This is a genomic window from Sphingomonas sp. R86520, from assembly GCF_042466285.1.
Classification (GTDB): Bacteria; Pseudomonadota; Alphaproteobacteria; order Sphingomonadales; family Sphingomonadaceae; genus Sphingomonas.
Window position 1 is genome coordinate 773,280 of record NZ_JAXHBZ010000001.1, and the last position, 17,957, is coordinate 791,236.

Annotated in this window: 16 protein-coding genes; 5 read left to right on the forward strand and 11 right to left on the reverse strand. The window is 67.6% G+C overall.

Annotated elements, in window-relative coordinates; all coding sequences use genetic code 11:
* The first annotated feature begins 31 nt into the window (after positions 1-31).
* Positions 32-2,239, forward strand: a complete 2,208-nt coding sequence (locus SJY41_RS03810; protein ID WP_380779194.1) for a ComEC/Rec2 family competence protein — start codon at positions 32-34, stop codon at positions 2,237-2,239.
* Positions 2,240-2,290: 51 nt separating this feature from the next.
* Here SJY41_RS03810 and lexA read toward each other — a convergent pair whose 3' ends face one another.
* The 6 genes from lexA to SJY41_RS03840 all read right to left on the reverse strand — a co-directional run bounded on the left by lexA (position 2,291) and on the right by SJY41_RS03840 (position 7,398).
* A complete protein-coding gene (gene lexA / locus SJY41_RS03815; RefSeq protein ID WP_380779196.1) occupies positions 2,291-2,965 on the reverse strand; it encodes a transcriptional repressor LexA in 675 nt (224 codons plus the stop codon).
* Between the two features lie 68 nt (positions 2,966-3,033).
* Positions 3,034-4,215 (reverse strand): molybdopterin molybdotransferase MoeA, encoded by a 1,182-nt coding sequence (locus SJY41_RS03820; protein WP_380779199.1) that lies wholly within the window; start codon positions 4,213-4,215, stop codon positions 3,034-3,036.
* A gap of 341 nt (positions 4,216-4,556) precedes the next feature.
* Entirely contained in the window at positions 4,557-5,024 is a 468-nt protein-coding gene (gene moaC, locus SJY41_RS03825; RefSeq protein WP_380784048.1) for a cyclic pyranopterin monophosphate synthase MoaC, read from the reverse strand.
* Positions 5,025-5,035: 11 nt separating this feature from the next.
* Positions 5,036-5,812, reverse strand: coding sequence for an indole-3-glycerol phosphate synthase TrpC (trpC, locus tag SJY41_RS03830; protein ID WP_380779201.1), 777 nt, complete (start codon positions 5,810-5,812; stop codon positions 5,036-5,038).
* Positions 5,813-6,805: an anthranilate phosphoribosyltransferase gene (gene trpD / locus SJY41_RS03835; RefSeq protein WP_380779203.1), complete on the reverse strand. Its 993-nt coding sequence runs from the start codon at positions 6,803-6,805 to the stop codon at positions 5,813-5,815.
* On the reverse strand, positions 6,802-7,398 hold the full coding sequence (locus SJY41_RS03840; RefSeq protein ID WP_380779205.1) for an anthranilate synthase component II: 597 nt from the start codon (positions 7,396-7,398) through the stop codon (positions 6,802-6,804). The genes trpD and SJY41_RS03840 overlap by 4 nt, the downstream gene beginning before the upstream one ends.
* Positions 7,399-7,619: 221 nt before the next feature.
* Here SJY41_RS03840 and SJY41_RS03845 point away from each other — a divergent pair, with 221 nt between their 5' ends.
* Positions 7,620-8,024 carry a hypothetical protein gene (locus SJY41_RS03845; RefSeq protein WP_380779207.1) on the forward strand — a complete coding sequence of 135 codons (405 nt, stop codon included), beginning with the start codon at positions 7,620-7,622 and terminating at the stop codon, positions 8,022-8,024.
* Positions 8,025-8,101: 77 nt separating this feature from the next.
* On the opposite strand, the gene trpE is transcribed toward SJY41_RS03845, so the two are convergent.
* On the reverse strand, positions 8,102-9,592 hold the full coding sequence (gene trpE / locus SJY41_RS03850; protein ID WP_380779209.1) for an anthranilate synthase component I: 1,491 nt from the start codon (positions 9,590-9,592) through the stop codon (positions 8,102-8,104).
* A 7-nt stretch (positions 9,593-9,599) separates the two neighbouring features.
* On the reverse strand, positions 9,600-11,555 hold the full coding sequence (locus SJY41_RS03855) for a SurA N-terminal domain-containing protein (RefSeq protein WP_380779211.1): 1,956 nt from the start codon (positions 11,553-11,555) through the stop codon (positions 9,600-9,602).
* A 160-nt stretch (positions 11,556-11,715) separates the two neighbouring features.
* On the opposite strand from SJY41_RS03855, the gene tpiA reads away from it, so the two are divergent.
* Both tpiA and SJY41_RS03865 read left to right on the forward strand, forming a co-directional pair.
* Entirely contained in the window at positions 11,716-12,462 is a 747-nt protein-coding gene (gene tpiA / locus SJY41_RS03860; RefSeq protein ID WP_380779214.1) for a triose-phosphate isomerase, read from the forward strand.
* 117 nt (positions 12,463-12,579) lie between these two features.
* Positions 12,580-13,278, forward strand: a complete 699-nt coding sequence (locus tag SJY41_RS03865; protein ID WP_380779216.1) for a hypothetical protein — start codon at positions 12,580-12,582, stop codon at positions 13,276-13,278.
* A 114-nt stretch (positions 13,279-13,392) separates the two neighbouring features.
* Here SJY41_RS03865 and SJY41_RS03870 read toward each other — a convergent pair whose 3' ends face one another.
* Positions 13,393-14,781: a leucyl aminopeptidase family protein gene (locus SJY41_RS03870; RefSeq protein WP_380779217.1), complete on the reverse strand. Its 1,389-nt coding sequence runs from the start codon at positions 14,779-14,781 to the stop codon at positions 13,393-13,395.
* Positions 14,778-16,169, reverse strand: a complete 1,392-nt coding sequence (locus SJY41_RS03875) for a serine hydrolase domain-containing protein (protein WP_380779219.1) — start codon at positions 16,167-16,169, stop codon at positions 14,778-14,780. Before SJY41_RS03875 ends, SJY41_RS03870 begins: the two co-directional genes overlap by 4 nt.
* A 165-nt stretch (positions 16,170-16,334) precedes the next feature.
* On the opposite strand from SJY41_RS03875, the gene SJY41_RS03880 reads away from it, so the two are divergent.
* Complete coding sequence (locus SJY41_RS03880; protein ID WP_107954842.1) at positions 16,335-16,481, forward strand: lmo0937 family membrane protein; 147 nt, start codon at positions 16,335-16,337, stop codon at positions 16,479-16,481.
* Positions 16,482-16,585: 104 nt separating this feature from the next.
* On the opposite strand, the gene rimO is transcribed toward SJY41_RS03880, so the two are convergent.
* Entirely contained in the window at positions 16,586-17,938 is a 1,353-nt protein-coding gene (rimO, locus tag SJY41_RS03885; RefSeq protein WP_380779221.1) for a 30S ribosomal protein S12 methylthiotransferase RimO, read from the reverse strand.
* Positions 17,939-17,957: the final 19 nt, after the last annotated feature.

Here is a 17,957-nt window from a genome sequence, read left to right on the forward strand (position 1 = left end):
GCTCCCAGACTGATGAAACGATGGAAAAACGATGGCCATGACAGCCGTCGCCGCCCCTAGCATGCGTCCTTGGCGGCGACAAATGGGCGTGCCGCGATGGGAAGCTGTCGTCGGGCTTGCCGTGGAACGCTGGCTGGAGGCGGAGCGCGACCAGCTCGTTCTGTGGCTACCGGTGATGCTGGGCGTCGGCATCGCGTTGTGGTTCGCGCTCCCGGACCCGGCGGCATGGCGGGTGGCAGTCTTGATTCTCGTGGCCGGTGGGCTGGCGTGTCTGGCCATAGGGAGCGGTGGACGCGCCGCGCGCGCATTGGCAATCGGGTCACTGACGGCGGCGCTGGGGCTCGGGCTCATCTGGGCGCGGTCGGATTGGGTGGGGCGGGCTGTACTGGGCGGCCCGACGATTGCGAGTTTCTCGGCGAAGGTCGAGGCGATCGAGCCATTGGTCGCGCGTAGACTGGTCCGGCTGACGGTGCTGCCGATCGCGAAGGGTATGGAGACCGGCGGGCAACCCGTCGCCCTGCCGTACCGCGTCCGGGTAAACTTGGCCGAAGCGGATGCGCCCAAGCTGCTCGGGACGGACGCGGTCGTCCGCCTACGGGCGCGTCTGATGCCACCGCCCTTGCCTGCGGTACCGGGCGCCTACGACTTCGCGCGCGTCGCGTGGTTTGGCGGGATCGGCGCAACCGGGCGAGGTTTCGCACCGGTCGTCATCATCAAGTCGAGCGGGTCCGGGGCGGGCATCCGCGTCGCGCTGTCGCACCACATCGTATCGCACTTGGAAGGAAGCGCGGGCGGCATCGCTGCAGCGCTCGCGACCGGCGACGTCGGCGCGATCAGCGAGGAAGATTCGGAGGCGATGCGCCGCGCCGGGCTCGCGCACCTGTTGTCGGTGAGTGGGTTGCACATCACGGCGGCGGTGGCAGCGACGATCTTGATCGTATCGCGCCTGCTGGCCTTGAGTCCTTGGTTCGCGCTGCATAGCCGATTGCCGCTGCTTGCTGCATTGGCGGGGGCCGCGGCGGCGATCGGCTATACGTTGTTGACCGGGAGCCAGGTGCCGACAATCCGATCCTGCGTGGCCGCGCTGCTGGTACTCGCGGCGCTGGCGATGGGTCGTGAGGCGATGACCTTGCGTCTGGTTGCTGCGGGCGCGGTTTGCATCATGCTGGTCCTGCCCGAGGCCGCGGCCGGTCCGAGCTTCCAGTTGTCGTTCGCCGCGATCACCGCGATCATGGCGTTGCACGAACATCCGGCGATCCGCACCGTCTTCGGTCCGCACGACGAAGGACGCGCGCGCAAACTGGCGCGGGATGCCGCGTCGCTGCTGCTGACGGGGCTGCTCGTAGAACTCGCGCTGATGCCGATCGCGGTCTATCACTTTCACAGGGCCGGGCTGTACGGCGCGTTCGCCAACATCGTCGCGATTCCCCTCACGACGTTCGTGGTGATGCCGCTGGAAGCGCTGGCGTTGTTGCTGGACTGTGCCGGGTTGGGCGGACCGGCGTGGTGGCTCGTTCAGCGCTCGCTCGATGGCTTGCTGTGGCTCGCGCATCTCGTTGCGAATGCGCCAGGTTCGGTCCGGTCTCTGCCTGCGATGCCGACCGCGGCGTTCGCGGCGATGGTCTTCGGAGGTATCTGGATCGCCTTGTGGCGCACGCGGTGGCGGCGATTGGGGGCGGTTCCGCTCGCAATCGGCGCGATCTGGGCGCTGACGACGCCGGCTCCGGACATCCTCGTGACGGGTGACGGGCGGCATGTCGCCGTTAGAACCGCGGCGGGACTTGCGATGCTTCGCGATCGGGCGGGCGACTATACGCGCGATACGCTTGCCGAGAATGGCGGGGTCGACGGTGAGCCGCTGCTGCTCGCCGACCAGCCTGACGCGCGGTGCAGTCGCGATCTGTGCATGACCGACATCGTCGCCCGCGGGCGTACTTGGCGGGTGCTGGCGACGCGTAGTGCCTATATGGTGCCGATCGAGGACCTGATCGCCGCGTGCCGATTGGCGGACATTGTCGTCAGCGAACGTGGGCTGCCGAAGCGGTGTACGCCGCGCTGGCTGAAGCTGGATCGGTTCGTCCTGAAGCGGACTGGCGGCGTTGCGTTGACTTTGGGGGCGGGGCGCATGGTCACGATCCTGAACCCAAGCGACCGTCACCCCTGGCGGGATCCGCCCAGGCTCGGGCGGCCGTTCAAGCGCAGCCCCGACCCAAACCATCGCCAGCGGTACCGGCCGTGAAAGGCTCCGTCGTCCCGACTGCGCAGGAACGACAGATCCTCTCATCAGTATTCAGTCGTAGCGGCGAAGGATGCCCGAGAGCTTGCCCTGAACCCGGACTTGTGCCGGCGCGTAGCGCTGCGGGTCGTAGGCGCGGTTGGCCGGGTCGAGGCGAACCATCGCGCCTTCGCGGCGGAAGTATTTGAGCGTCGCTTCGCTGTCTTCGATCAGCGCGACCACGATTTCGCCATCCCGTGCCGTTTCCGTGCGGCGGATCAGCGCGAAGTCGCCGTCCAGGATACCCGCCTCGACCATCGAGTCGCCCGACACTTCGAGAGCATAATGTTCGCCCGAACCCAGCAACGCCGCGGGGACTGCGAGCATGGTACTGCCTTCGAACGCCTCGATCGGGACGCCGGCGGCGATGCGGCCATGGAGGGGAATCTCGATGACGTCGTTGGCCGGCTGCGGTGTCGCGGCGGCGGGGGCCGCCTTGACGTTCGAGGCCTTTGTCGGGGTCTTCTTTTCCGGACGCTCGGGCATCCGCAATACTTCGAGCGCGCGCGCGCGGTTCGGCAGGCGGCGGATGAAGTTGCGCTCCTCGAGCGCGCTGATCAGCCGGTGGACGCCAGACTTGGATTTCAGATCCAGCGCGTCCTTCATCTCCTCGAACGACGGCGAGACGCCGGTATCGTTGAGGCGGTCGTTGATGAAGCACACGAGTTCGTGCTGCTTGCGCGTGAGCATGGCGGTTCTCCGTCCGGAACAGACTGGGAACTTCTATGGAACATAATTAACGCCGTCAAGCGCCCGTATCAGGCGATCACGAGGATTTCTGCCGATTCGCCTTCCGTTGCAATCGGCGCATTGCCCGGCCGGACGATCAGGCAGGTCGACCGCGCGAGCGTGAGCAGCATCGAACTGTCCTGGATCGTCGAGGCATAAGCCTTGCCGTCGCGAAGTTCGGCGCGGAGATAATCGGTACGCGCATTGTTCGCGGGGAGGTCTTCGCCGAGCAGGGCGTGCGTCATCTGCGGCAGCGGATCGCGGGCGCCCGCCATGTGCGCGACGACGGGCTTTACGAACAGCGTCGCGGTCACGAACGCGGAGACCGGGTTGCCGGGAAGGCCCAGCACCATCATCTCGCCGATCCGGCCGGCCATCATCGGCTTGCCGGGACGCAGCGAAATCCGCCAAAAGTCGATCGTGCCACCGGCTGCCTCAATCGCCGGACGGACGAGGTCGTGATCGCCGACCGATGCGCCGCCGGTGGTGACCAGCAGGTCCGCCTGGACGCTGGCAAAGGCGTCGCGCAGGACGTCGAGGCGATCCGGCAATATGCCCAGGTCGACAATCTCGACGGGCATGTCCGCGAGCATCGCCGCCAGCATGATGCCGTTCGATTCCGGAAGCGCGACGCCGTCGGTGGTCGAGCCGGGGGGCACGAGCTCGTCGCCGGTAGCCGCTACCGCAACGCGAATGCGGCGGTTCACCATCAGGCTGCCGTGGCCCCCGGTCGCGGCGACGGCGATGCGCGCCGGGCTCAGACGGTCGCCCGCGGCGATCAGGCGGGTGCCGGTCGAGAAGTCGAGGCCTTTGCGACGGGTGTTGCGGCCCAACGTCGGCGGACCTTCCCCGGCGAGGATCAAGGTTGCGCCGTCGCGGTCGGCTTCTTCCTGGACCATCACGCTGTCGGCACCCTCGGGCATCGCAGCGCCGGTGAAGATGCGCGTCGCCTCGCCCGGGCCGACTTTGCCACTGAACGGACGGCCCGCCGCGCTCTCCCCGATGACCGTCCAGGGACCGGGAAGGTCGGCAAAACGGATGGCGTAGCCGTCCATCGCCGAAAGGTCGGCCGCGGGTTGCGTGCGACGCGCGAGGATGTCTTGGGCGGCCCAGCGGCCCGCGGCATCGCGCAACGAGACGGTCTCATGGCCGACGCGGGGGGCCATCGCGAAGAGGCGGGTCTGAGCTTCGGCGACGGGGACCAGGGTCATGCTTGCGACTCGAAAATCGGGCGGTTTCGGGGAGTGCAGTATAGGAAGTGCAGACGCTGGGCGCGGTTCGTACGTACGTATTCCGGGTCCGATGCGTACGGGAGAGGGGCGTGGTCTGCGGCCATGTTTCGTGCTTTGCCATGGGTTTGGCATGCAGGACAGGTCTTGTTCGCGCTGCCGGCGAGATTGCGGAGGCTATGGAGCCGATCGATGGGCTGATCGACGGTCCGGTCGATGGTGCGCGATGTGCGTAAACTGTACGCACGCGGGTCGAATAGGGCGTCGGCGAGCCTCCTCGGCTGAGTTGAACTCTCGGCTTTCCCCTGCCGGGGAAGGCTTGGTCAGGCGGTCCAGTTGCCGGACTTGCCGCCGCTCTTGGCGATCACGCGGATGTCACTAAGGACCATCGTCTTGTCGATCGCCTTGGCCATATCGTAGATCGTCAGGAGCGTGACGGTCGCCGCGGTGAGGGCTTCCATTTCGACGCCGGTCTTGCCTTCGGTCGAGGCCGTCGCCGTGGCCGTCACGCCGGCCGCGTCGACCACGAGCTCGATTTCGACCTTGGTGAGCGGGAGCGGGTGGCAGAGGGGGATCAGGTCGCTGGTGCGCTTGGCCGCCATGATACCGGCAACGCGGGCGACGGCGAGAACGTCGCCTTTCTTCGCGGTCCCGGCGCCGATCGCCGCAGCGGCTTCGGCGGTCATGGTGATGCGGCCGGTGGCGATGGCTTCGCGCGCGGTGACAGCCTTGCCGCCGACGTCGACCATGCGGGCCGCGCCGGCTTCGTCGATGTGAGTGAGCCCGGCCATCCGATCGCCGCTCATCCGACCAGCGCCCGCGTTGCGGCCTCGACATCGTCCTGGCGCATCAACGCTTCGCCGATCAGGAAGCAGTGAATGTCGTGCTCGGCCATCGCATCGAGTTCGGCGCGCGTCGTCAGGCCGCTTTCGGCGACGAAGGTGCAGTCCTTGGGCGCCCTGCCGACCAGCTCGTAGGTGCGGTTGAAGTCGACCGTGAAGTCGCGCAGGTCGCGGTTGTTGACCCCGATCAGGCGCGACTTGAGCTTCAACGCGCGCTCCAGTTCGTGCGCGTCGTGGATCTCGACCAGCACGTCCATCCCGCATTCGAGCGCGGAGGCTTCGATCTCGGCCATCTGCGCGTCGTCGAGCGCGGCGACGATGATCAGGATGCAGTCGGCACCGATCGCGCGTGCTTCGGTCGACTGCCACGGGTCGACCATGAAATCCTTGCGCAGGACGGGGATCGCGACAGCGTCGCGCGCGGCGGCCAGGTATTCGTCGGCGCCCTGGAACCACTTTTCGTCGGTCAGGACCGAGAGGCAGGCGGCGCCGCCCGCTTCATAGGCGCGAGCGTGGGCCGGCGGATCGAAATCGGCGCGGATCAGGCCCTTGGAGGGGCTGGCCTTCTTGATCTCGGCGATCAGCGCGTGGCCCTTCTTCGCGTCTAGCGCCGCGCGGAAGCCGCGTGGCTTCGACATGCGGGCGATGCCGGCGTCGATATCGGCGAGCGAGGTCGTTGCCTTGCGGGCGGCGACTTCGGCGCGCTTGGTTTCCAGGATACGGTCGAGCATGGTCATCTAGTATGCGATCCAGCGGGCGAGCAGCGCGTCGGCGCTGCCGGAGTCGAGCGCGGCGGCTGCTTGCGCGGCGCCTTCGACGAGGGTGGTGACGGTGCCGGCGACCATCAGGGCGGCGGCGGCGTTGAGCAGGACGGCATCGCGGTAGGGGCCGGGTTCGCCCTTGAGGAGGCGACGGAGCGCATCGCCGTTATGGGCTGCGTCGCCGCCGCGAATGTCGGTGATGGCGTGGCGGGTGAGGCCTGCATCCTCGGGAATGATCGTACCCGGCAGCGTGACGGTGCCGACCGAGGCGACGATGCTGCGACCCGCGCCGGAGAGTTCGTCCAGGCCTTCTTCGCCCGACACGACCAGCGCAGCCTCGGTGCCGAGTTGCTCGAGCGCGTCGGCGTAGAGCGCGACGTAATCGGGGCGGGCAATGCCGATGAGCTGGCGGGTGGTGCCAGCCGGGTTGGCGAGCGGGCCCATCAGGTTGAAGATCGTGCGCCTGGCGATCCGCTGGCGGATCAGCATGAGTCGCTTCATGGACGGATGATGGTAGCCGGCAAACAGGAAGGCGATGCCGATGTCGTTGAGACTCGCTTCGGCGGTTGCACCGGCGCGATCCATGTCGAGGCCGAGCACTTCGAGCGTATCGGCGGCGCCGGCCTTGCTCGAGGCGGCGCGGTTGCCGTGCTTGGCGACGGGAACGCCGGTCGCCGCGACGACGAGGGCGACGGCGGTGGAGACGTTGAGCGTGTGGTGACCGTCGCCGCCGGTGCCGCAGACGTCGATCGCACCGACGGGAGCGTCGATCGGGATCATCCGGTTGCGCATCGCGCGTGCGGCTTCCGCGATCTCGATGCTGGTTTCACCACGGGCCGAAAGGTCGATGAGGAAAGTCGTGATCGCGTCGTCGCTGGCGCGCGCGTCGAGGATGTCGGCGAACGCTTCGCGAGCCGATTCGCGCGACAGCGGCGAAGACGGATCGGGGAGCAGGGTGGTCGTGCTCATAACTCCAGGCCTTCGCGCGCCTTCACGGGGATACCCGCCAGCGTCAGGAAGTTCGCGAGCATGGCGTGGCCATGCTCGGTCGCGATGCTTTCCGGGTGGAACTGGACACCGTGGATCGGCAGCGTCTTGTGGCGGAAGCCCATGACCGTGCCGTCCTCGGCCGTGGCGTTGACGACCAGTGCGTCCGGCACCGCGTTGACGATCAGCGAGTGATAGCGCGTGGCGGTGAACGGTGAGGGGAGGCCGGCGTAGAGCCCCGTGTCGTCGTGGAGAACGGGCGACGTCTTGCCGTGCATCAGCCCACCGCGTTCGACCTTGCCGCCGAAATGCTGGCCGATCGCCTGATGGCCGAGGCACACGCCGAGCAGCGGCTTGCCTGCATCCGCGCAGGCGGCAACGAGATCGAGGCTGACGCCTGCCTCGGTCGGCGTGCGCGGGCCGGGAGAAATGAGGAACGCGTCCGCGCCGGAGGACAGGGCCTGCCCGGCGGAAATCGCATCGTTGCGGACGACCTCCACCTCGGCGCCCAGTTCCATAAGATAATGGACGAGGTTCCAAGTGAAGCTGTCGTAATTATCGACGACCAGGATCATGCGGACGCCATAGCCGATGCAGTGCCCCGCGCAAGGCGCGCCCGTGCGCGGCGGGCGCGCGTAACGGCATTGCACTTCGCTGGATCGGAACCATGTTACAGCGCATCGCCGAGGCGAACGCAGTGGGCATGACGCGCGCTGCGATCTCGCCTACGCCGTGGACCGTTCAGGACGGAGCAATGCCGCAGGCCGGACGTTGTTAGTCCGAAGGAGCTTAACCGATGTTTCGTACTGTCGTCCTCGCCGCGCTGATCGCGCTACCCGCCATGGCTTCGGCCCAGGACGCGCAGGTCGACAAGCCACCGCAGCGGATCCGCAGCGTCACGCTGACCGGCGACCAGACGTGCCCGAAATCGAGCGGTACCGAGATCGTCGTGTGCTCGACGCTCGACCAGCCGTATCGCATTCCAAAATCGCTGCGTGACGAGAAGCCGATCGCCGCGCAGAACCAGAGCTGGGTGAACCGCGCGGCGACGATGGATCAGGTCGGGCGCGTCGCAGGCGGCCTGCCGGATACGTGTTCGGCAGTCGGCACAGGCGGCCAGTCGGGCTGCTTCTTGCAGCGGAACCAGGCCTATGCGGCCGAGCGCCGCGCCTCGTCGAGCGAGACCACGACCACGCCGTAAGACGCTCGGCTCTCACGAACGCGGGAGCCCAGCCTGGGTCCCCGGTTAGGCGGGGACCCAGGCTTATCGGCGACGGATTACTGACCGAAGCCGGGTGCTGCTGCCCGGCTGACCGCTTCGCGCGCGGCGGCGAGGATGGCACCGGCTTTCGCCTCGCACTCGCGCTGTTCGTATTCCGGGATGCTGTCGGCGACGATGCCGGCTCCCGCCTGAACGTGGATCGTGCCGTCCTTCACGACCGCCGTCCTGAGCACGATGCACGAGTCCATCGAACCGTCCGGCGAGAAATAGCCGACCCCGCCGGCGTACGCGCCGCGTCGTTCCGGCTCGAGTTCGGCGATGATCTGGCAGGCGCGAACCTTGGGCGCTCCGCTGACGGTGCCGGCCGGGAACCCTGCGAACAGTGCGTCGAGCGCGTCCTTGTCCGGGGACAGCGTACCGACGACGTTCGAGACAATGTGCATGACGTGGCTGTAGAACTCGACGCCGTAGCTTGCGGTCACGCGCACCGATCCCGGGGACGCCGCGCGGCCGACGTCGTTGCGGCCCAGATCGAGCAGCATCAGATGTTCGGCGCGCTCCTTGGGATCGGCGAGCAGGCCGATCCGGTTCGCCTCGTCCTCGGCGGCGGTCTTGCCGCGCGGCCGCGTGCCGGCGATCGGGCGGATCGTCACTTCCTCGTCGCGGACACGGACCAGGATTTCCGGGCTCGACCCGATCAGCGCGAAGCCGGGCAGATCGAGATGGTAGAGGAACGGCGAGGGGTTGATCCGGCGTAGTGAGCGGTAGAGTTCGAACGGCGGCAGCGCGAACGGCGTGCTGAACCGCTGGGCGAGGACGACCTGGAAGATGTCGCCGGCGAGGATATAGTCTTTCGCAGCGGCAACCATCTCGCCGTAGCGGCCGTCGGGCAGCGCGGGGGTGTACGCGGGTTCGGCGACGTCGGCACGGATCGGTGCGGGGACGGGCGTGCTGGCAAGCTTGGCCGCGACCGCGTCGAGACGCTCTTCGGCTTCGGCAACGATCGCATCGGGATCGCGTGACGGATCGGGCCACGCGGGCGCGACCAGATGGAGCGCGTCGGTCAGGCGATCGAACACCAGCACGACGGTCGGTCGCACGAAGATCATGTCGGGCAGACCAAGCGGATCGACCGCCGGTTGCGGCAGGTCTTCGACGAGACCAATCGTCTCGTAGCCGAAATAGCCGACGAGGCAGGCAAGCGCGCGGGGCAGCTCGGCGGGAACGTCCGCACGGCATTCGGCGACGAGCGTGCGCAGTGCGTCGAGCGTCTGCGCCGTACAAGGCTCGAACGCGTCGCGGTCGGTCGCCCAATGACGATTGATCTCCGCCGCATGGCCGTGCGCGCGAAACAGCAGGTCGGGCGCGAGGCCGATCAGGCTGTGGCGGCCGCGGGTCGATCCGCCCTCGACCGATTCGAGCAGGAAGTCGCCGCGCCCCGGCTCGATGAGCTTCAGCGCGGCGGCGACCGGCGTTTCGGTGTCGGCGACCTGACGACGCCAGACGAGCGCAGGGCGCCCCTCGGCCAAGGCTGCGCGTGCGCTCATGCTACGATCAGTTCCCGGTGCCGCCCTGGCCGAGCAGGTCGGCGCGGACGCGGGCGATCGCGGGTGCGTTGGTCTTCACGCCGACATCGGCACGAACCGCCTTGGCGAACTGCTCGACATATTCGCGGCCGACCGAGCGCGCGATGGTGCCACGAGCGCCGCGGATCGCAGCCTGGTTGCCGACGGCGTTGCCGGGCGCGATGCTGTCGAGCTTGATGATGAACCAGCCGCTGTCATTGGGCGCGGCCAGCGTCTTCGCGGTGTTGGGCGCCATGCTGAACATCAGCGCGAGCGCAGGCGGTGCCCCGCGCGGGTCGGCGGCGATCTGCGCGCGCGACGCGGTCAGCGGGCGGGCGGCCGGGATCGGCAGCTTGGTCTGTGCGAGCGACTGCTGGATCGGCATGCCCTTGTTGATCCGCGCGAGCACTTCGCCCGCAACCCGGCGTGCGGCCTGGCGCGCGCGATCGGCGGCGACGTCGTGCAGCACGGCAGCGCGGATCTGCGCAAGCGGGCGCGGCGTCGCACGGACCACACGGCCCAGCGCGACGACGGCGAACCCGCCATCGGTGCCGAGCTGGACGAGCTGCGGGCCATCGCCCTCGGCGGCCTGGAACGCGGCGGCAACCAGTGGTGCGATCGCCGGATCGGGCTTGCTCGCGGCATCGTCAGGGTTCGCGCCGCTCGCGATGAGTGCGGGCGTCGTGACCGGCTGGAGCTTCTGGTCGGCGATCACTTCGTCGAAGGTCGCGTTGCCCGACAGCGAATCATCGATCTTGTCGTGGATCGCGGACAAGGCCTGCGTGGCTTTCTGGGTACCGAGCGCGGCGGCAATCTCGCTACGAACCTGATCGAGCGAGCGACCGGCGACGGTCTCGACCTTGTCGATCTTGGCGACGGTCCAGCCAAGCTGCGTGCGGATCGGGCCGATCACCGTGCCGCTGGCTGCGGCAAAGACGGCGTCGGCGACTTGCGACGAGGCCGTGCCAGCATATGCGGCCTTCTCGACACCGGTCTGGGTCGACGCTTCGAGGCCGGCGGCGCGTGCCGCGTCGGCAAGGCTGGTGCCGGCCTTGACCTTGGTCGCGAGCGCTGTCGCACCCGCCTGATCGGCGACCACGACCTGGGTGATCGTGCGCCTCTCGGTCGGGGCGTAGCGTGCCCGATCCTGCTGATAGCTCTTGGCGATCTCGGCGTCGGTCGGGACGGCCTGCGTCTTGACCTGCGCGGGCGTGACGATCGCGTAGCGGATGATGCGGCGTTCGGGGACGGTGTAGCGTGCCGCGTTGCGCTTGTAGAAGGTGGCGAGGTCCGCATCGCTCGGCGCGGGGCCGGCGGCGACGACCGCTGCCGGAATGAAGCCGATCGTGCCGGTGCGCTTTTCCAGCAGCAGCGATGCGTAGGGAAGCGCAAGCTGGTTCGCCACCTGAGTCGCGCCGTTCGACGGCAGGGTCAACTGCTGCGCCATCGTATCGCGCAGGATGTCGCTGCGGATCTGCGCGTCGGTCAGCTTCCGCTGGGCGAGCACCTGGTGGTAGAGATTTTCGTCGAACTTGCCGGTCGGGCCCTGCAAGGCGGGGATGCTGGCGATCTGCCCGTCCACAGCGCGCTTGCTGACGACCATGCCTTGCGAACGGCCGAACTGTTCGAGTGCCATGCTCGAGATGATGCGGTCGAGCGTGCCGTCCAGGCCGCCCTGGTTGACGAAGCTCGCCATGTCGAGCGTCGGCTGCTCCTGGCGGAAGCCTTCGAGCTGGGTCTGCGCCTGAGTCTTGAGCTCGTTGACGGTGACCTCGGCCTTGCCGACCTTCGCGACGTCACCGCCGGTGATCCCGGCACCGCCGGTCATCGAACTGAGACCGGTGATATCGCCTGCCGCAAAGGCAAGCGCGATCACGCCGAGAACGACGAACGTGATGACCACGCCGACCTTCGAATGGGTAAGGCGGCGAAAGAAAGCGAGCATGGACGGCCGATCGACAGGAATAGAACGGGGCTGCTTTACGGTGCGGGGGCGCCCTCTTCAAGTCGGGCATCTCGTCGTCCTGCTTAACGCGGGCCGCCGGCCGTTCGGGGTTGTGCGGGGCGGGTGCGGCGCTATCGCTACGCAAAATAATCGGGAGACGATGATGCGGCGCAAGCTCGTGGCAGGAAATTGGAAGATGAACGGGTCGCTCGCGGCACTGGCCGAGCTGGACCCGATCTCCGCGGCGGCGCGTGCTGCACCGGGCGTCGACGTGGCGGTCGCGGTACCCTTCACGCTGATCGCTGCGGCGTCGGAACGCGTGCCGGCGCTCGCGATCGGCGCGGAGGACGTGCACGAGGCGGATAGCGGCGCGCATACCGGCTGCGTGTCGGCGGCGATGGTCAAGGAGGTCGGCGCGCGCTTCACGATCGTCGGCCATTCCGAGCGTCGCGCCGACCAGCACGAGACGAGCCACGATGCCTGGGCAAAGGCGGCGGCGGCACGGCGGCAGGGGCTGCAGGTCATCCTGTGCTGCGGCGAAACCGAGGCGGAACGGGATGCCGACCGGGCCGAACGCGTGGTGCAGGCGCAGATCGAGAAATCGGTACCGGACAATGCGGACGGCAGCTGGTTCACGCTCGCCTACGAGCCGCGCTGGGCGATCGGCACGGGGCGGACGCCGACGCTGGACGAGATCGCCGCGATCCACGCGATCGCGCGGGCAAAATTGCGGATGCTGATCGGTGATGCGGCTGCGGGTGTGCGGATCCTGTACGGCGGATCGGTGACAGGTGCGAACGCCGGAGCGATCCTGTCGACTGCGAATGTGGACGGTGCGCTGGTCGGCGGCGCGAGTTTGACCGCGGACAAGTTCGTGCCGATCATCGAGGCGGCTGCCGGGCTTTGAGTCCCATGCTCGGTTTCTGGTCGTTAAGTATCGATAAACGCGGCAGTCTTATAGATAATGAGGCGATTCGCCGATGGGTCGTGATTTGGCATGGCGCCGCAAACGTGTGAGGTTTCGATGACCAAGTGGCTTCCCGGTTGCCTAGGCGCCACGATTGCGGTGTGTGCGACGATGTCGTCCGTTCCCGCACGGGCGGAAACGCCGCGCGAGCTGTTGACCCAGGCCGGGTTCGTCGACCGGGACCGAGGCGTTGCGCTGGCCCGGATCAACAAGGCCGCGACGGTCGCGGGGCAGGCGCTGAGCCGGTCACCGAACGATCAGGAGGCGGCGATCATGCAGGCGATGGCGAACGGGTACCGCGCGAAATTGCTCGGCAACCGGAGCGAAGCGATCGCGGCCCGCAAGCAATATGAGGCGCTGGTGACGCGCTATCCGCGCAACGCGGAGGCGCAGGCGGCACTGGGGGCTTGGCATATCGGCGTGATCGCGAAGCTTGGCCGGTTCGTCGGGCGTGCGGTGGCGGGTGCGCAAAAGGCCACCGGGTTCGAGGCGCTCGACAAGTCGGTGGCGCTCGGCGGCAATCGCGCGATGTTCTCCGGGTTGGCCGGGCTGTTGCGACTGGAGATCGATCCGAACGATGCACGGGGACGCGCATTGCTCGAGATGGCCAGCAAGGCACCGACCCCGACCGCGATCGATGGCTTCGTGCGGAAGGCGGCGTCGGCGGTGCTCGTGCCGCTGCGTGCGGGCGATGCGGATGCGACGAAGGCGCTGGCTGACAAGCTGCTGCCGTTCGGGCAATTCGCGGCAGGGTAAGCCGGTCTTCGCCGCTGTACAAAACAGCAGCGTGTTCCCCTGCGGAGGTAGGGGGCGACGGTCTCACGGGCTAGCGTCCGCAATTCCAGACCCCGGACTCCGCCGGGGAACGGGCTAACTAAGCGGGTATCTCGTTTTCAGCACCGCGAAGGCGGCGCGCAGGGCGTAGGCCTCGCCGCCCTTTGGCCGTCCCGGTTTGGCCGACGGACGCCACGCGAATACGTCGAGATGGGCCCAGGCCGTGTTCTCGGGCACGAACCGGCGGAGGAACAGCGCGGCGGTGACGGCGCCGGCAAACCCGCCATCGGGCGCATTGACCATGTCGGCGATATCCGACTTCAGCATGTCGTCATAACCGTCCCAGAGCGGCAGTCGCCACATCGGGTCGGATTGTGCGATGCCGGCTGCGAGCAGATCGTCGGCGAGCGATTCGTCGTCGGTGAACAGCGGCGGCAGGTCCGGGCCGAGCGCGACGCGGGCTGCGCCGGTCAGCGTCGCAAAGTCGAGGATCAGTTCCGGACTGCTCTCGCCCGCCTTGGTCAGCGCGTCACCGAGCACGAGGCGACCTTCCGCGTCGGTGTTGGTGTTCTCGACCGTCAGGCCTTTGCGGGTCGCGAGGACATCGCCGGGGCGGAAGGCGTTGCCGGCGATCGAATTCTCGACCGCGGGGATCAGCAGATGGAGGCGGACCGGCAGCTTGGCCGCCATCACGAGGCTTGCCAGCGCGAGAGCGTGCGCGGCGCCACCCATGTCCTTCTTCATCAGCCGCATGCCGGCGGACGGCTTGATGTCGAGGCCGCCGGTGTCGAAGGTCACGCCCTTGCCGACCACCGCGATCCGGGGATGCGAGGGATCGCCCCATTCGAGTTCGATCAGCCGGGGCGCGCGGTCCTTGCCGGCCGCTTGCCCGACCGCATGGATCATCGGGTAACCGGTTGCGAGCGCGTCGCCCCGAACGGTCGTAACGGTGCCGCCATGACGCTTGGCGAGCGCTTCCGCGGCGGCTTCGAGATCGGCGGGCCCCATGTCCGACGCGCCGGTGTTGACGAGATCGCGGACCATCGCCGTGGCCTGCGCCAGCTGGACGAACTCGTCGATATGCGCGGCATCGGTGGTGAGTAGAACGCGAGCGCCGACCGCGTCGGGCTTCACGTAGAGCGTGAACTGATGCTGGGCGAGCATCCAGCCCAGCCCGGCCGCACCGACCGGGCCCTCTGCAAGGCGGTACGTTCCTTCGGGAAGCGACGCGCCGAGCGAGGCGATCCGCCAGGGTGACGTCGACGCCTCGTTGCAGACCAGCAGCATCGACCAGTCGTCTGCGGTCTCGCCCGGCAGGATGGCGCGGTCGCCGGGCTTTCCGGCCAGCCGGTGCGCGGCAATCGTGGTGCGAACGCGCTGTGACCGGGTGGCGAGCCACCCTTCATACGCGTCGGGGTGGACGACGTGGATCGTCCGCGCGGGCTGGCCCCGGTCGGGTACGAGCATCGATGCGAAATCGGTCATGAAGCGGGCGCCACCAGGAGTTGTTCGTACCGACCGTTCGATCCCGGCTCGGCATAGGTGCTGAGCGAGAGCGCGCGGTCGGGATAGGTGATGCGGTAGGTGCGGTTGACGAAGCCGCCGCGCAAGCGGGTCTTGCCGGTTTGTACGAACGCGGTCGGTTCGCCGAGTACGCCGAGGCTGGTCTTGTAGTCGGCGAGCGCGACCGGCTTGAAGTAAAAGTTCGCGTCTTCGGTCAGCCGCTTGCGGTCGAGCGTACCCGTGCGGAGCTGGTCGTAGATGGTACGGGCCCCGGCAAGCGCGGCGGTGTCTTCGGCGCTGGCAGGTGCGGCGGGCAGGACGATCTTGGCGACGCCGGCAGAGATCCGGCCGACTGCGTCGCTGAACCAGCTGTTGGTCAGGACGACGATAGCGGCCTTGTCGTCGGGATAGACGATGTTCTCGGACAGGAAGCCGACCGCTTCGCCGCTGTGCTCGACATAGCGGCGGCCGCTCGCGCTGCCGGTGAAGACGCCGAGGCCGTAGCCGTTGCTCGATCCATCGGCGAGTTTCACCGGCGTTTCCTGTGCGGCCCAGTCGTCGGCGGGAAGCGTGGTGCGGTTGAGGCGCGCGACGTCCCATTTGGCGAGATCCTCGGCGCTCATCGACAGTTCGCCGGCGGCGTAGAGCCAGCCGTCCGCGCTCGGTGTCTCCGGGCGGACCGGACCCAGTGCGAACCGACCATAGCCTTGCGGGAACGCCTTGCCGATCGCCTTGTCCTGATCGAGCGCGCGGATGTCGAGCGGCGTGAAGATGCGTTGCTGGAGGAAGGCGAGCAGCGGCTGGTGCGCGACCTTCTCCACGATGAGTCCGGCGACGACATAGCCCGTGTTGGAATATTGCCACTGGGTACCCGGCTGGAAATCGAGCGGCTTCTTCGCCCAGCGATCGACGATCCCTTGCGGCGAGACGGGCTTGGCCATCGCCGCGAAGCTGTAGTCCTGCGGCCAATAGTCCTGCAGGCCGGAGGTGTGGCTTAGCAACTGGCGGATCGTGATGCGGTCGCCGCCGGTGATGCCGGGGATGTATTTCGCGACGGTGTCGTCGAGGCTGAGCTTGCCTTCGTCCTCGAGCAGCAGGATCGCGGCGGCGGTGAACTGCTTGGAGATCGAGGCGATCTGGTACGGGAGCTTGGGGTCGGCGACGGCGATCGCCTCGGACGGTTTGCCGTACGCCTTGGCGAACACGATCCGGCCGCCACGCACTACCGCGATCGAGGCGGACGGGACGCCGGTGTCGCCGAGTGCACCGCTAACAAGGGTGTCGATCTGCGCGGCTTCGGCGGAGGTGAGCGATTGCGCGAAGGCGGGGACCGGCAGAAGCGCGGCGACGGCGAGGAGGCGGAGGATCATTGCCGTATCGAAGCAGAAGCGGCGGACAGGCGCAACGCCGTGATATTAATATCGCGGGGACTGAACGGGTTACGCCGTGGCAGAAATGGCGACGGAACAGGCTGTGTTACAAGGACGTTTCACTGAGCGGCCGGGAGCCTTTTTTACGTCTTAGGGGACACAACCATGCTGTATACTATCGCCGTCATCCTGCTGATCCTCTGGCTGGCGGGCTTCGCCTTCCACGTCGCAGGCGGGCTGATCCACATCCTGCTCGTGATCGCAGTGATCGTCGTTCTGGTGAAGCTGTTCACCGGCCGCAACGTCGTCTGACGGACTCGCGAACTTAGCCGTTCTCCCGCGGACGCGGGAGTCCAGGATCACCAACGGTATCGTTCGAGATTCCTGGACCCCCGCTTTCGCGGGGGAACAGCTAATTAGACGGGCACACCGTAGAGGTCGTGATCGTCGGCGTCCTCGATCGTGACCGGGACGATGTCGCCGACCGTCAGGTGACCGGCGTCGCGGAGGAAGACTTCGCCGTCGATCTCGGGCGCATCCGCCTTCGAACGGCCGGTTGCGCCTTCTTCGTCGACCGCATCGATGATCACGTCGAGCGTGCGACCGATTTTCGCCTGGAGCTTGGCCGCGGAGATGGCCGCGGTCTTTTCCATGATGCGGGCGTAGCGCTCTTCCTTCAGCTCTTCGGGCACATGGTCGGGGAGCAGGTTCGCCGCGGCTCCCTCGACTGGCTCGAATCGGAACGCGCCGACGCGGTCGAGCTGCGCCTCGTCGAGCCAATCGAGCAGATACTGGAAATCCTCCTCGGTCTCACCGGGGAAGCCGACCACGAAGGTCGAGCGAATCGTGATGTCGGGCGCGATGGTGCGCCAGTTGTGGATGCGCTGGAGCACTTTCGCGTCGTTGCCGGGGCGCTTCATCCGACGCAGCACCGACGGCGCGGCGTGCTGGAACGGGATGTCGAGATACGGCAGCACAAGGCCCTCCGCCATCAACGGGATGACATGGTCGACGTGCGGATACGGGTAGACGTAGTGGAGGCGAACCCACGGCGCGATCTTGCCGAGTTCGCGCGAGAGATCGGTCATGTGCGCACGGACCTCGCGAGCCTCGCCGCGCGCCATCGGGCCGCCGGCCTTCACTGGCCAGCTGGCGTGGCGCAGGTCCACGCCATACGCCGACGTATCCTGGCTGATGACCAGCAGTTCCTTGGTGCCGGCTTCGACGAGCTTCTCCGCCTCGCGCAGGATCGCGTCGGGGCGGCGGCTGACGAGATCGCCGCGCAACGACGGAATGATGCAGAACGAGCAGCGGTGGTTGCAGCCCTCCGAGATCTTCAGATAGCTGTAATGGCGCGGGGTCAGCTTCAGGCCGGCGTCGGGGATCAGGTTGAGGAACGCGGACGGCGGCATCGGCGCGGCCTCATGGACTGCGCCGACGACCTGCTCGTATTCGTGCGCGCCGGTGATCGCGAGGACTTGGGGGAAGCGTGCGCGGATCGCATCGGCTTCCTTGCCCATGCAGCCGGTGACGATGACACGGCCGTTCTCGGCGATCGCCTCGCCAATCGCCTCGAGGCTTTCCTCCTTGGCGGAGTCGAGGAAGCCGCAGGTGTTGACCAAGACGATGTCGGCGCCGGCGTAGTCGGGCGACATCTGGTAGCCGTCGCCGCGCAGCTGGGTGAGAATCCGCTCGCTGTCGACGAGGTTCTTCGGACAGCCGAGCGAGACCATGCCGATCTTCGGCGGGGAGGGGAGTGTTGTTGCCATGAAGCCCGCGCACATAGGC